We start from the raw sequence: 15,024 nt of genomic DNA, 5'->3' as shown, positions 1-15,024 counted from the left end.
ACTCCTCATCTATTCGTATTTTTCCTTCATTTCCTTAAAGTCTTTCCTGATCGCTTCCAGCAGTTCCGGGTTAGTCAGCACATCCACTGCAGTCATTGCCATAGCTTTGGAGCCCACAGCGATAGTCTTGTGTCCCGCCTCACTGTAGCAGGCATCTTCAAACTCTTTTGTATGGCCTCTGGTCTCCGGCACCACCAGAACGTATGACTGAAGTCCCGGTATCTCATGGGTCACATTTCCCATGTCCGTACAGCCAATACCCAGGGCCTTTTCCCTTGGTTTTACGATCTCACCCAGTGCTGTAAAATTCTTCTCCAGGGCACTTTCCAGAGACTGGTTGTTGCGGATATCCTCATAGGCAAGCCCATCGTCAGATATCTCCAGTCTTGTGTTTGTGATCTCTGCCACATGCTGGCATATCTTTTTAAAGCGCTCCAAAAGCTCCAGCTTATACTTCATGCTGAAGGAACGGATAGTAAACCTGGCCTGGCAGTGATCCGGGATATAGATGGGTTCCTCTCCGCCTTTTGAGATAATCCCCAGGATCTTCCCTTTGTCAGCCAGCTCCAGCCGCATGGAGTTCACGATCTGAAACAGATCAAGAATGGGATTTAAGGCGCTGATGCCTTCTTCCGGCCATGTGGCCGCATGGGATGTCTTCCCGTAGTAATCCACGATCAGGTCTGTTCTGGAGTAGGAAATATCATTTACCACTGTATCACTGGCCGAATGAAGGATCATGGCAATATCCAGTCCCTGAAAGGCACCGTTATTGAGCATAATGATCTTCCCGCCTCCGCCTTCCTCTGCAGGGGTACCGAATACCGTGACTTTTCCGCCGATATCATCAATGACGGAATGAACCGCTTCTCCGGCTCCCACAGCCATGGCACACATCAGGTTATGTCCGCAGGAATGTCCCATCCCCGGAACAGCGTCGAACTCGCCGAAGATACCAATATTTGGACCTTCTTTTCCTGTGTCATACACAGCCTTCACAGAAGTCTCGATCCCACCTACACCTGTCGTCACCTCAAAGCCGAATTTCTTTAAAAGTTCAGACATGGATCTGCAGGCATGAAACTCCTCAAAATTATATTCCGGATGCTCCCAAACTGTGTTGGAAAGTCCGATCAATTCAGGCAGTATCTCCTCTACCCTCTTTTGTACTCTCTCTTTAAAATCGCTCATCTGGCACCTCCTGCTTATTTCTTCATCTTCGGGTCAAGGACATCACGGATACCATCGCCGAGAAGGTTAAATCCGAGAACTGTGACAAGGATAAACAGACCGGAGATCATAGCTACATGAGGAGCCGTGTTCAGACAGTCTTTACCCTGGCGCAGGATACTTCCCCAGGATGAGGTAGGTGTAGAGATACCAAGTCCCAAAAAGCTCAGAGCAGCTTCAGAAATGATGGCACCGGCAACACCCAGTGTAGCGTAAACAATAACCGGGGAGAGAATGTTGGGCAGAATGTGTGAAAACAGCATTCTTATATTGGATACACCGATAACTCTTCCCGCATTACAGTATTCCTCGTTCTTTACAATATGTACCTCACCTCGCACAACCCTGGCGAAGCTGGGTACATTTCCCACGCCGATAGCTATGATAACATTCACCACACCCGGACCCAGAACGGTCATCAGGATAATAGACAGAAGTACGAACGGGAAAGCCAGAAGGCCGTCCATAATACGCATGATGACAGCGTCCACGAATCCGCCCATGTAACCCGCAATCAGTCCCAGCAGGATTCCGATAATACCTGCAACGATGGTACCGCCCACAGCCACAATGATGGAGACACGGGAACCGTAAAGAATTCTGGCAAACAGGTCACGCCCAAACTCATCCGTTCCGAAAATATGACCATCCTGCCCGGGTGTCAGGAAGGTATCCAGCGGATGGATCTCATCCGGATCCACACTTGTGATGACGGGAGCGAAAATGGCAATGACCACCATAAACAGCACAATGACAAGGCCGATCATAGCCGTCTTGTTTCTTTTCAGTTTATTCCAGACATTATTGGCCCGACGCTCTTTTTTCAGCATTTCCTCATGAGCTTTTGCGCCTAAGGCTTCTGTATTCTGTGCGCCCATTTAGTTTCCTCCTTTTCCGCTTTCGTAGCTTACTCTCGGGTTGATCAGCATGTAGACCACGTCCACCAGCAGGTTGACCACAACGAACACCACTGCAATAAACAGAACGGTTCCCTGGATCAGCTGATAGTCACGGTTGTCAATGGCACTTACGATCATAGTTCCCATTCCCGGCCAGGAGAAGATACTCTCAGTCAGGATAGCACCGGTAAATGCCTGGGCAAGCTGAAGGCCCAGCACAGTAACGATTGGCGGAAGCGCGTTTTTAAGCGCATGCTTCCAGATGACTACGCTCTCTTTGATACCTCTTGCGCGGAGGGATTTGATAGAGTCATTGTTGACAACTTCCAGCATGCTGGAACGTGTGATCCTGGCAAATGTAGCTGTAGGTATAGTTGCCAGACAGAAACAGGGCAGGATCATATGGCTGATGAAATCACCCAGGCCATTGCTCAGATCCCCCATACCCAGAGCCGGCAGCCATCCCAGATTAACACTGAAGGTCATAACCAGCATCATACCTAACCAGAAGATCGGCATGGACACACCCACCAGGGCCAGGATCATAAATACATAATCCAGAACAGAATACTGGTGGAGCGCAGAAAACACACCTATGCCAAGTCCGATGATCAGTGCGATCACGAGACTTGTGAGAGTGATGACAAGTGTGTTTGGAATTCTCTCCGCGATCAGGCTTGTCACCGGTTTATTGTACACATAGGATTTTCCAAAATCCCCTTTCAGGGCATTGAACATGTAATCCACATACTGTTCTGCCTTACTCTTATTCAGTCCCATTTCCTCTTCCAGCTCCGCAATGGCATCCGGGGACGCCTGGGGTCCGAGTATGCTTCGAGCCGGATTGCCAGGAATCATTCTGGTCAGAACAAAAGTTACCGTAACTACGATCAAGAGGGTTGGAATACTTTGTAAAATTCTCTTCAAAATGGTTTTTAACACGAATTTCTACCGCCCTTTTCATTTTAATCTGACAAGCAGGGGGCATCGCGAACAGCAATACCCCCTGCAACCTCATTTACTCTTAACTTAATTGATTACTGCACTTTCCAGACATTTGTCCAAGGTGTCACAAAGAACATCTGGTTGTCTGCCTTCTGTACAAAATCCTGTACTTCCGGATTCAGTCCATGGATAACATTTTCGTTTGAGTAGAAAATACCCGGCAGTTCTTCTGTCACGATTCTCAGTGCTTTTTTATACATATCTGCACGTTCATTCTGGTCGGTCGCTTTCAATGCGTCGTCAAGCAGCTGGTCAACTTCTGGGTTAGAGAATCCCTGTCCGTTTCCAAGAGCACCAATCTCTTTGCTGGAGAACAGTTTGTTCAGGAAGAAGTATGGGTCTGGATACCAAGTCCAGGACATACCGTACATATCAGCGTTTCCTGAAGATGCGGATTCACTGAAGGTACCCCACTCGCTCTTGTTGATATTTACTGTAACATTCAGGTTTGTCTTTAAGTAAGCCTGTACCAGAGTTGCCATTTTTTCACGTAATGCTGTATTTGAAATATAAAGGTCGCATTCAAATCCATCCGGATATCCTGCTTCTGCGAGGAGCTTCTTAGCGCCTTCCGGATCATAATCCGGTACCAGTTCTTCACAGGATGCATCGTATCCCCAGGATCCCGGCGGCAGAGATAATTTAGCCGGAACAGCTTCACCATACTGATAAATGCTGGCTGTCATCTCCTCTACATTGATGGCTTTGATCAATGCTTCTCTGACTTTCTTGTCAGCTGTCGGTCCGTTTACCTGGTTGAAGTAAATATAAGCTACGTGCAGACCCGGCATCTCCATTAACTGCAGCTTGGAGTCGTCACGTACAGACTGTACAGCTTCACCTGTGATGCTGGAAGCAATATCGATCTCACCTGTTTTCAGAGCATTGGCTGCCTGGTTGGAATCTGTGATCACTTTGAATACCAGTTTGTCCAGATTCGGCTCAGCTACCCAGTAATCCGGGTTTTTCACCAGTACAGACTGCTGGTCAAGCTCAAAGGATTCCATTGCAAACGGGCCGGTACCTACAAGATGTGCACCAAAGTCATCGCCCCATCCTTCAACTTCCTCTTTCGGAACAACAGAGTTACCTGCGTCAGTCAGAGCTGTCAGGAATGCTGCGTTCGGCTCTGCAAGTGTACATGTCACTTCCCAGTCACCTGTCACTTCCGCGTTCTCAAGCATATCCAGACGGTTCAGGGAAGAGTCTTTTGCGGAACGGTTTAAGGAATAAGCAATATCCTCTGCTGTCATCTCACGTCCGTCCTGGTACTCACCCTTCTGGAACTTAACACCCTGGCGGATCTTGAACACATATGTAAGTCCGTCGTCGCTGACTGTCCAGCTCTCTGCCAGTGAAGGTACGATCTCTGATAAATCCTTGTTGTACTCAACAACTCTGTCACAAACGTTGTTGATCACCTGGCCCTCATAAGAGCCTGTGTATTTTGCCGGGTCCAGATTCCTCGGTGATGAGGATAAGGATACGGTCAGGGTACCACCCTTTGTAGGTTCATCAGGCACATCAATCTTTTCTTTTTCCACCTGTTTTGTTTCGCTGCCGGATTCTGTTCCTGCTTCGGTTCCCTTGTCAGCCGTGTCTTTTTTGCTGTCGTTTCCTGAGCTTCCACACGCTGTCAGGGAGGATACGCAGAGTACAGCAGCAAGAGCTAATGCTAAACTCTTTCTTTTCATAATTTTCCTCCTTTTACTGCTTCGTTGTAACGCTTTACCAAGATAAAGCTTATTATCTGTCCCAACTATATCTAATTTTCCTCAACAAAATGCAGCCTGGGACAAATTTTATAGGTATTATACCTTTTAGTGCTTTAAATTGCAACTCCTTTTTCGACATAATATGCAAAAAACCTATTGATTTTCAGCGGTCGATGTTATAGACTGGATAAAAACGCACATTTATGGGAGGAATTTGTAATGATATTAAGACAGGTTCTGGAATTATTTGACTTGCTGGATACACCGGCAGCAAACGGAAAACAGATCACAGAATTATTAAAAGAGCGCGGCGCACACGAGGTAACAGTGGAAACCGTCACAAGTGAAAAAGGCAGCACAGACTGCATCACCGTACTGATCAAAGGCAGCGACGGCAAATCAAGCGGCGGCAGCACCCCGACTCTGGGCATCATCGGACGCCTGGGAGGCCTGGGAGCGCGTCCTGAACTGACAGGCTTTGTATCCGACGGTGACGGTGCTCTTGCAGCACTCTCCGCAGGCCTCAAACTGGCAGAGATGAACAAAAACGGCGATGTGCTCAAAGGCGACATTCTGGTTGCCACCCACATCTGCCCGGATGCTCCTACTCAGGAACACTATCCTGTTCCGTTCATGGATTCACCGATCGACATGCAGACCAATAACGAAAAAGAAGTAGACCCGCGCATGGATGCCATTATCTCCATCGACACCACAAAGGGCAACAAAGTCATCAACACCAACGGCTTTGCCATCTCCCCCACCATCAAGAGCGGCTACATTCTGGAAGTCAGCGATGACCTTTTAGACGTGATGACACGTGTAACCGGAAAACTGCCGCACGTATTCCCGGTTTCCCAGCAGGACATCACACCTTACGGCAATGATCTGCACCACCTGAACAGCATCCTGCAGCCTGCAACAGCTACAGATGCCCCGGTAGTTGGTGTAGCCATAACAACAGAGCAGCCGGTAGCCGGCTGTGCAACAGGTGCCAGCCATCCTCTGGATGTTGAATCCGCAGCAAGGTTTGCAGTTGAGGTAGCCAAAGGCTACGGAGAAGGCAAGATTTCCTTCTACAGCGAACAGGAATACGCTCATCTGCTGGAACTCTACGGTGAAATGAAAGTCTTCCAGACCTTCGGCAGATAAGCAAAAGACAAGGTGCTCACTATGAAAAAATCTGATAAGAACAATGATCCGGCTATCCGGACACAGACAAAAATAGGAGCCGTCACTATAGGACAGAGTCCCCGGACCGACATAACCGGGGACATCTGTCCTTTATTGGCTCCCAACATAATTTTGCAGGAATACGGTGCCCTGGACCCGTTTGACGCTGATTACATCAACCGGAACTTCGCCCCCGGCCCGGACAGCTCCGTCCTGGTCACCCGAATGCGGGACGCCTCCCAGGTCATCATCGGCGAGGAGTACATCCTCCCCCTGGTCCAGTCCTGCATCACCCGCGCAGAAGACGACGGCTGTCAGGCCACTGTCCTTCTGTGCACCGGAAAATTCCCCAAACTCCGCCACTCCAAGATGCTGATCATCCCCCAGCCCCTTATACACAGCCTTCTGCAAAAACTGGCGGATGACCGTCCCATAGGCCTCCTGGTCCCGGATAGCTCACAAATCTCCCAGGCCCAGAGCTGGTTTTCGGAGAGCAATATACAAATCAGGGTCCGTGCTCTCTCCCCATACCTGGTAAGCAGCCTGCTCCGTGAAAAAGCCCAGTCCCTGCAAAATGAAAATCTTGCGCTTATCCTTCCAGACTGCATGGGCTACAGCATTTCCGTAAAAAAAGAACTGGAACAACAGCTCGCCGTCCCAGTTCTTCTACCCCGTACTTTCATAGCCTCTCTTTTAAATGAACTCTTCGGCTCCTGATATCAGGAGCCTGCTTTTCTCACACTCCTAATTCTGATGTACTATCACCCCGTCTACAAACACATACTTCACCAGAGACTCTACCTTGAGGGGGCTTCCTGTCATCACTACAATATCCGCATCCTTGCCCGCTTCCAGTGACCCGACTCTGTCCTCGATGCCTAAATGTTTTGCAGGATTTATAGTAATAGCCTTCAAAGCGTCGAATTCATCCATCCCCGCTTTCACCGCAAGTCCTGCACACAGAGGCAGAAATTCCTGAGGGATCACAGGCGCATCTGTAATAATAGAAACCTGGCATCCCATAGAAGCAAGAACACCCGGTGTTGTCCAGCTCTTATTCTGCAGCTCAAATTTAGTCGCATGGGTCAGTGTTGGGCCTACTGCCATGGGCACATGCTCTCCCGCCAGCTCATCCGCAATCAGATGTCCCTCTGTCACATGTTCCAGTGTGATGTCAAGTCCGAACTCTTTTGCAATACGCAGGGCTGTAAATATATCATTAGCCTGATGTGCATGAGCCTTCAGCGGTATCTCTTTCTTCAGAACCGGGATCAAAGATTCCAGTTTCAGGTTAAACTCCGGCTGCTTCTGAACGTCATCCCCTGCGGCCTCCTTTTTCTCCATATAGGCCTTTGCCTTAAACAGCTCATTTCTGAGAAGAGCCGCAGTTGTCATCCTGGAGGTATCCCCCTTATCCTGATAACAATTTTTAGGATTTTCTCCAAATGCGCACTTCATTGCAACAGGGTATTTCACCACCATTTTGTCGATCCTGCTGCCCACAGTCTTCACTGCCGCAAAGGTTCCCCCCAGTACATCCGCACTGCCCGGGCCGGTTCCGATGCAAGTTACCCCTGCTTCTCTTGCATGTTTGAAGCATGGATCAAAGGGGTTGATTCCGTCGATGGCACGAAGCTGAGGTGTGACCAGATCGTTAAGCTCACAGTAATCCCTGCCCTCATAACCGATCCCGTAACCGTCCAGACCTGTGTGGCAGTGTGCCTCCACAAACCCCGGATAGACCTCCATTCCTTCGGCGTCGATCACCTCTGTTCCCTCCGGGATTTCCAAATCCGCACCAATCCTACGGATCTTTCCGTCCTCGATCAGAACATCCCCCTTAAAAGGCTCTTTTTCTGCCATTGTGTAAATCAGACCATTTTTAATGCATAACATAATCTTATCCTCCGTAAAATATTTCTCTTATGATATCATACTGCAAATCCTGCGTTCAGGCAAGCCGGTGAGCACAGATACAGAATGTTCTGCCCCATGTGGCGCCGGCTGCCTCAGGAAGTTCATGCGCAAGGGCATAAAACCATCACGCCGGATAACGGCTGTAAATAGTAATTCTACGGTGTCTCTTTATATACATCAGTATGTACGCCGCCGATCTTGCCGTCAGAGGTAAAAGAAATCATCATATTCCAGGACTGACCGGAAAATTCACAGGGTACCTGTACACTGGAATAATCTCCTGCCTGATCCCCCAGCCATGCGGTTTTCGTACCTTTAAATTCACCGGACGCCTCCACGGCTGCCGTGATAGACTGTTCCAGCTCTTTACTTTCCACAACGGCCTTCATCTCATCTTCATACTCATAATCATTTACCAGATTATCGTGGTTTGCAGCGATCAGATCCTCTGTAAAAGCGACCGCAGTCTCCATGAGCTTCCTTCCATCGCTCTCAGAGATCTGTTCAGCTTCCGCCGCAGGGCCTACATTGTCAACCTCCGGTTCAGCCTCACCCGGTGTCTCCGCTTCCGCAGAAGTCTCCTGCTTCTTATCATCCTTACCGGTATCCTTGTCAGTCTTGTCTCCACAGCCAGCAAGTGCAAATACTGCTGCTGCCATTAAAATCACCAATGCCTTTTTTCTCATTATACTCCTCCTGTCCGCGGCACCGCCGCTGTTGATTAGTTTCCAAAGTGCGAACTTCTTGTTACACTATACCATGACTTTCAAAAATCGCAAAGTACCATTACACAAAATATGGCTTTTTATGTTTAAAAGCATTTCTGTTTCTTCATATATTAATAGCACCCTTATGATACACCGATACAGCCTTCTGCGCATACAGCGCCTGCCGTTTCAGAACAACTATTCTTTACCAATCTTCAGAAATTGTCGACGATAAATCGTTGCCATTTCTGGAAAGATGCGTTACTATAGGACTGACTGTTGACAATATACGATAGAAAGGATTTCCCATGCAGTTACAAATAAAAAATATACTTTCTGACCGTTCCCGCATTTATTTTATCTTTGAGCTTGCGTTCCTGGCAGGAATCTTCTTCTTCTGTGTGCACTGGGCACACCTGCTGCCTCTGGACGCCGGCCCCGATGAAAAAATGCGTTATGATATCCCCATGTATATCTATGAACACGGCAAGCTTCCTCACGGCGGTGACCCATCTATAAGAAATCCCATATGGGGTACCTCCTATGCATTTCTTCCTATATTATCTTACATGATATCAGCCCTGTTCATGAATGTAATGAGTATCTTCTCCACAGATCCTCAGCATCTCCTGTTTGCCGCAAGACTTGTCTCTGCCTGTTTTACAACGGGAGCCGTTTTCTTTGTCTTTCGCTCCGGCAAAAAGTTATTTGACGGATACAGCAAATGGTTCTTCGTATGTCTGGTTGCCGTCCTGCCTGAAGCTTTGTTCATGGGCATCTATGTAAATAATGATGCCATGGCCATCTGCTGCGGCGCGGCTATTATATATTACTGGCTCATAGGCATGGAGCGGAATTGGGATGTGCCCAGTTGTATCGGCCTTGGCATCTGGCTCGGTCTGTGTGCCATGTCCTATCTGAATGCCTATGGTTTTCTGCTCTGCAGCATCTTTGTCTTTACTCTGAGCTGCCTGACAGACAACAGGAAACAGATTGACTGGAAATACTGGCTGAAACGCGGTATCCTGGTGGCAGTCATAGGACTTCTGGTCTGCGGCTGGTGGTTTGTCCGGAATTATATGATTTATGACGGAGACTGGCTGGGTCTTGCCACCAGTAATGACTTTGCTGACCGGTATGCCCAGGAGCAGTTCAGACCTTCCACAGCCCTATCCTCCGGAAGGGCACAGGGATACACAATCCTGTCCATGCTCACCGGTCACTGGATGTTCGACGTCCTCCGCAGTTTTGTAGGTGTGTTTGGCCAGTTCCAGTTTTGGGTGGAATCCTGGATCATTGTCCTCTATTACATTCTGTTCATAGCCGGGCTGATCGGGTGTCTGATGCAGATCAAAAAAATGTTTCAGCTTCGTCAAAATGGGGAAATACGGCAGAAAGCTGTTTTTAACTGGGGTATGCTGTTTGCCGCCATTATTCCCGTTGTACTGAACTTTTACCACTCCTACTGTGTGGATTACCAGCCCCAGGGGCGGTATATCCTGCCGGGCCTTGTGCCCATGATGTACTTTACAGTATGCGGAGTCACTCATCTGACCGAACGTTTTATTTCCAAGATGAGATACCGGAATATTCTGTCAGGTATTCTCTGCAGTGCTTTGGTGCTGATCACTATAAAAGAATTTTTCCGAATTTATTGAATGCATTGATCCATAAGCTTCTTAAGATTAACACACCCCCTTTAAGCCAGGCACTTTATCTGACTTAAAGGGGGCTTTTTCCGTCTCTATGCTCTCATACACAAAGCAGATCCGGGCTTTTATCTCTTCCTCACATCACTGGGCTTACACCCATATATCTCCTGAAACATTCTGTTAAAAAGCTTATAATTGGCGAACCCATGCTTCTCCGCCAATTCCATGACACCTTCCCCTGTGCTACACAGATCATGGTAAATATGCATCATCCTCACTTGGTTTACATAACGTGAAAATGTCACTCCCATATTCTGCCTGAAAAAACGGCTGAAATACTCCCTGCTCAGATAAAAGTTGGATGCGATATCCTCCAGTGTTATCTTTTCCCTGTGATGTTCCTCAATGTAAGCTGTTATCTCTGCCAGACGTTCCAAAACCGTGTCATCATTCACCAATCCCGTGGAATCCGCCGCAGCGGAAAAGTGATTGACAAGCTCAAACAGCACTTCCATAGCCACAGCCTGGCTCTGCAGACGATATCCGGCGGGGCGGGTCACATACAGAGGAGGCAAACGTTTTAAAAGACCGCAGATTTCCAGGTATTTGTCCAGTTTTTCCTTTTTCAGAGACTGCCTGGAGCAATAGAAGCGGTATTCATCAATCTTAGTCATATAATTCTTCATACCCGCTCTGGAATAATGGATCACCACCATCATGGAAACCCTTGCACACTGTGCCTCATGGACCCGGTTGGAATCCACTACAATAAACTCCCCTGCTACCAGATTGCAGTCTTTTCCTTCTATAGAAATTGTGGCTGTACCGTTCAGCACATAAATCAGTTCAATGGCGGAATGCCAATGGGGCGGGCTGTATCTCCCCTTTTTCGTGTGGTAAGCTATATTGATCCCTGTCTTCTCCAGCTCGAACAGCGGTTCATATATCATTTTCTGCAAAAAGGCACCTCCTTCATGTCAACATGTTACCGCTCCTATCGGCACTATAGGCATATCCAATAGCATCCGTGTCAAAATCGCCCTAATAAATAGCTAAAAAAATATCTAAAATCCACCGTAAACTCATGATAACATAAGACACGTAATAAAGAAAAGCAATAATTGAAAGGGGAAACCATTATGAACAAATACACATTATATGCAGGAACCGCAGGAGATATGCAGACAGCGGAAATAAAAAATGAGAAGAAAGCTACTTTATGGGAGCGTTTCAAAAATTATTTGATCGAAAATGTAGACATTATTGCACCGGGTATCATCATGATGAACGGCGGATACTACGTTCCGACTAAAAAATAATATGACCGCCATGACAGATAACCAAATAAAAATACACAGGGATCAATAAACAGCAGGAAAGCCGTAAAAGCCGCCTGCTGTTTTTTTGCCTGCATGAAGCAGATATGTTATTACTCAACTTCCCTCAGCTGTTCCACAACACTTCCCTTGTTCCAAACCTTATCCACAACTGCAGAGATGATCACTGACAGCAGAAGACAGATCAGAGCGGTAACAATGGCAGGAAGGATGATAAACTGATATTTCGCAAACCAGAACCCACTTGTAAAACTTTTCACCAGTGTCAGCGATACGGCGGCACTGACGGCTACTCCTGCGATTCCTGCTAGGACTGCATATATGATGCCTTCATACACAAATAACTTCCTGAGCTGTCTCCTTGTCATTCCAATGCTTCTCATGGATGCGAATTCCCGCTGTCTTGCGATGGCTCCCGTAAAAATCACATTGATCAGGTTCAGGACACCGATGATCCCCAGGATCAATGCTACGATGATCCCCACCGCATTGTATGTTCCCTGCATCTTGGCGAACTCCTCCTCAGCAGTGAGCCTTGACTGCAGAGCCAGCCCGCTTTCCTGTGTAAAATCCTGCAAATATGAACTGATGCTGTCAAAGTAACCGTCCTCCACATCAAACAGACAGTGGATCGGGTCCCGGTTCTCAGGGAACATCTCCCGGAAAACGGGTTCTGCAAAGGTAACTGCCTCATACCCGCCTGCGCTGTAGGACATACTCAGGGAGCTGAGGGTACCGATGACAGCCATCACCGTATATTCTTTCACTTCCCCCTCTATCTCCACCTCTATGACATCCCCTGCGTGAAGTTCCTGGATTTCATACTCATATTCACCCCTGTCACTCAAAGATCCGTTTGCCACAACATAATTCCCAGTACAAAGCTTTTCATAGTCAATGGTACCTTCTACAAGCTTTGCTCTTTGAAAAGCATTTTCATCGAATCCATATAACATTCTGTTTCTGTCAAATTCCGTGATATCATCCGGTGTGGTCTTTCCGTTTATTTTTATTAATTTCCCGCAATCCCCCCTATCCTCTGTGATCTGCTGTTCCGGGATCATCCGTACATAGACCTGGGTAAAATCCTTTATTCCGTCCAGTTCCTTAAGCTCCTGTGCTGTTTTTTGCGGAACTACCTTCAGATAGTCCTCTGTTACGGATTTCAGAAAATCGCCGCTCCTCACATCAAAATCCGCTGCTGTCTCATGCTGCACATACGCCTCTTTATCCATACTCTCTGTAAAATTTAAGACACTGTTCAGCAGGATGACACTAAGACATATAGACAAAATAACCAGTATGGTTTTACCTTTGTTTCTCCCAAGATTAGCTCCCGCCATCTGCAGAATACGGTTTTTGGAGTCCATGCCTTTTTTCTGCTTTTTCTTTCCGCTTTTGGCACCATGATATTTCAAAGCCTCCACAGGAGATATTTTTCCTGCTATCTTTCCGGGTCTGCTGCTGCTGATCCTCACCGTGAGGAGTGTAAATGCCGCCGCAAATAACCATACCCACAGATTGGGTTTGATAAGGATCGTATCACGGTAAGACGTACTTGCCATAACCAGGGGTAGAAGGCCATTCCCAAGCAGCCATCCCAGAATGAGTCCAACAGGGATACCTATGATAGAAAGCATCATTCCCTGACGGTTTACCATATACCGGATTTGTTTCGGTGAGGTACCGATGGTCTTAAGCTGCCCGTATAAACGGATATCTTTTTCAATTGAGATCTTAAAAATATTATAGATGATAAGATATCCTGCCAGCAGAATAAGCATGACCCCTAAAACTATTGTGATGATCGTCTGCCCGGAGTCCATTGACTTAGTCTCATAGACTGGGTTGGTATTGTGTATTATAAATCCCTCTTCCCCGCGCTCGGCCGCAGGATCGTAACCCATTTTCTCTACTAATTTGTCCAGATTTTCTTTTATATTTTTATCCGACGGAAAGGTACCCCTGACTGTATATGCGTTTTTCTCCAGCTCCGCATATTCCGGGCCAAGCTCCTTTCCTGTTTTTTCCACAAACGCTTCCGTAACCATCATGACTGCGCGCTGTTCATGTTTCATACCTTTCCAGATTCCGCACACGGTCATCTCTGCTTCTTTTTTTCCGTCCCGCGTCTCATACTCCAATGTGAAAGAGGTGCCGGTTTCATTGGGAAGCCCCAGAAGTTCCAGGACCACAGAATCGCAGGCTATTTCATTATCTTTCTTGGGATAATGGCCCTTTTCCAAATCCATAAAACTGTTTTCAACATTTGTCCGGTCAAGCCATCCAACGGATACCATTAAACTATTTAATTCCTTATTCACAGCGTTTGCAGCATATCTCTCCATACCTGCTGCCGAAAAAGCCGGATCCTGCACCAGAGTTTCCGCTTCCTCCCTGGAGAGATTTTTGATTGACACCATAAACCGTGTCCCTGCCTGGCGCAGCATCTGCTCTTTCACGGATATCTGCGTTCCCTGTGCCACTGTAGCAAGTGCCGTAAACAATACTGCCGTGAGGATAATAGCCAGAACAGCTATGATATTCCTGTTTCTGTTGGCTTTCAGGCAGTTATTGGACAGGGTTTTGATAAATTTTTTGTTATTATTATTCAGCATCATAGCCCTATCCTCCTAAATGTTTTCTTTTCTCTCTACGATTTTTCCATCTTCTATATGGATCATACGGTCCGCGATCTGTGCCAGTTCCGGGTTGTGGGTGATCATGACTAGTGTCTGGCCAAACTCGGTGCTGGTCATCTTCAAAAGCTGCATAACCTCCAGGGATGTTTTGGAATCCAGATTTCCCGTCGGTTCATCTGCCAGGATGATGGCCGGCTTGCTTGCCAGTGCCCTTGCGATGGCAACCCTCTGCTGCTGGCCCCCGGAGAGGTTGTTTGGAAGATTATCCAGCTTTTCCTCCAGGTGGAGCAGATGTATGATCTCCTCCACATAAGTCTTGTCAATCGTACTGCCGTCCAGCTCTATGGGAAGCACGATATTCTGATATACATTCAGGATAGGTACCAGATTATAATTCTGAAACACAAACCCAATATTTCTTCTGCGGAATACGGTGAGCTGTTCATCGTTCATTTTACCGATTTCCTTGCCTCTGATCTTTACACTTCCTGAACTTGGAATGTCCAGTCCGCCCAGCATATTCAGCAGTGTAGATTTTCCGCTTCCGCTTGTTCCTATGATGGATACGAATTCTCCCCGTTCCACTTTCACATCAATGCCGTCCAGCGCTTTCGTGATATTCGGTTCCTGTCCGTAGTATTTCTTCAGATTCTTTGTCTCTAAAATATATTCCATTCTTTTTTCCTGCCTTTCCTTTGATGTATATAGCATACAAAAAGATTATCTCAAACTCTTCTCAAAAAAGTA

13 protein-coding genes are annotated in these 15,024 nt (G+C 47.2%); 4 read left to right on the top strand and 9 right to left on the bottom strand.

Features of this window, described 5'->3' with window-relative positions; all coding sequences use genetic code 11:
• Positions 1 to 9 precede the first annotated feature (9 nt).
• The 4 genes from BLCOC_RS01300 to BLCOC_RS01285 all read right to left on the bottom strand — a co-directional run bounded on the left by BLCOC_RS01300 (position 10) and on the right by BLCOC_RS01285 (position 4,828).
• On the bottom strand, positions 10 to 1,191 hold the full coding sequence (locus tag BLCOC_RS01300; protein ID WP_018597067.1) for a M20 family metallopeptidase: 1,182 nt from the start codon (positions 1,189 to 1,191) through the stop codon (positions 10 to 12).
• A gap of 14 nt (positions 1,192 to 1,205) precedes the next feature.
• Positions 1,206 to 2,108 carry an ABC transporter permease gene (locus BLCOC_RS01295; protein WP_018597068.1) on the bottom strand — a complete coding sequence of 301 codons (903 nt, stop codon included), beginning with the start codon at positions 2,106 to 2,108 and terminating at the stop codon, positions 1,206 to 1,208.
• A complete protein-coding gene (locus BLCOC_RS01290) occupies positions 2,109 to 3,071 on the bottom strand; it encodes an ABC transporter permease (RefSeq protein ID WP_026255640.1) in 963 nt (320 codons plus the stop codon).
• A gap of 95 nt (positions 3,072 to 3,166) precedes the next feature.
• Complete coding sequence (locus BLCOC_RS01285; protein ID WP_029470869.1) at positions 3,167 to 4,828, bottom strand: ABC transporter substrate-binding protein; 1,662 nt, start codon at positions 4,826 to 4,828, stop codon at positions 3,167 to 3,169.
• Positions 4,829 to 5,068: 240 nt separating this feature from the next.
• Here BLCOC_RS01285 and BLCOC_RS01280 point away from each other — a divergent pair, with 240 nt between their 5' ends.
• Together BLCOC_RS01280 and BLCOC_RS01275 are read left to right on the top strand one after the other, a co-directional pair.
• Positions 5,069 to 6,001 carry a DUF1177 domain-containing protein gene (locus BLCOC_RS01280; RefSeq protein WP_029470870.1) on the top strand — a complete coding sequence of 311 codons (933 nt, stop codon included), beginning with the start codon at positions 5,069 to 5,071 and terminating at the stop codon, positions 5,999 to 6,001.
• 21 nt (positions 6,002 to 6,022) lie between these two features.
• Positions 6,023 to 6,739: an AroM family protein gene (locus BLCOC_RS01275; RefSeq protein WP_115624118.1), complete on the top strand. Its 717-nt coding sequence runs from the start codon at positions 6,023 to 6,025 to the stop codon at positions 6,737 to 6,739.
• 27 nt (positions 6,740 to 6,766) lie between these two features.
• Here BLCOC_RS01275 and BLCOC_RS01270 read toward each other — a convergent pair whose 3' ends face one another.
• A complete protein-coding gene (locus BLCOC_RS01270) occupies positions 6,767 to 7,918 on the bottom strand; it encodes an amidohydrolase (protein WP_115624117.1) in 1,152 nt (383 codons plus the stop codon).
• Between the two features lie 176 nt (positions 7,919 to 8,094).
• On the bottom strand, positions 8,095 to 8,625 hold the full coding sequence (locus BLCOC_RS01265; RefSeq protein ID WP_018597074.1) for a DUF3887 domain-containing protein: 531 nt from the start codon (positions 8,623 to 8,625) through the stop codon (positions 8,095 to 8,097).
• Positions 8,626 to 8,954: 329 nt separating this feature from the next.
• On the opposite strand from BLCOC_RS01265, the gene BLCOC_RS01260 reads away from it, so the two are divergent.
• Positions 8,955 to 10,304 (top strand): ArnT family glycosyltransferase, encoded by a 1,350-nt coding sequence (locus tag BLCOC_RS01260; RefSeq protein ID WP_115624116.1) that lies wholly within the window; start codon positions 8,955 to 8,957, stop codon positions 10,302 to 10,304.
• A gap of 119 nt (positions 10,305 to 10,423) precedes the next feature.
• Here the strand turns inward: BLCOC_RS01260 and BLCOC_RS01255 are convergent, their stop codons facing one another.
• On the bottom strand, positions 10,424 to 11,248 hold the full coding sequence (locus tag BLCOC_RS01255; RefSeq protein ID WP_115625516.1) for an AraC family transcriptional regulator: 825 nt from the start codon (positions 11,246 to 11,248) through the stop codon (positions 10,424 to 10,426).
• A gap of 189 nt (positions 11,249 to 11,437) precedes the next feature.
• Here BLCOC_RS01255 and BLCOC_RS01250 point away from each other — a divergent pair, with 189 nt between their 5' ends.
• On the top strand, positions 11,438 to 11,617 hold the full coding sequence (locus BLCOC_RS01250; protein ID WP_115624115.1) for a hypothetical protein: 180 nt from the start codon (positions 11,438 to 11,440) through the stop codon (positions 11,615 to 11,617).
• Between the two features lie 110 nt (positions 11,618 to 11,727).
• Here BLCOC_RS01250 and BLCOC_RS01245 read toward each other — a convergent pair whose 3' ends face one another.
• Together BLCOC_RS01245 and BLCOC_RS01240 are read right to left on the bottom strand one after the other, a co-directional pair.
• Entirely contained in the window at positions 11,728 to 14,256 is a 2,529-nt protein-coding gene (locus BLCOC_RS01245) for an ABC transporter permease (protein WP_115624114.1), read from the bottom strand.
• 12 nt (positions 14,257 to 14,268) lie between these two features.
• Positions 14,269 to 14,952: an ABC transporter ATP-binding protein gene (locus BLCOC_RS01240; protein ID WP_115624113.1), complete on the bottom strand. Its 684-nt coding sequence runs from the start codon at positions 14,950 to 14,952 to the stop codon at positions 14,269 to 14,271.
• Positions 14,953 to 15,024 lie beyond the last annotated feature (72 nt).

This window comes from Blautia coccoides, assembly GCF_034355335.1.
GTDB classification, from domain to species: domain Bacteria; phylum Bacillota; class Clostridia; order Lachnospirales; family Lachnospiraceae; genus Blautia; species Blautia producta.
The sequence above is the reverse complement of the archived record's forward strand: the minus strand, read 5'-3'. Positions and strand labels throughout refer to the sequence as shown.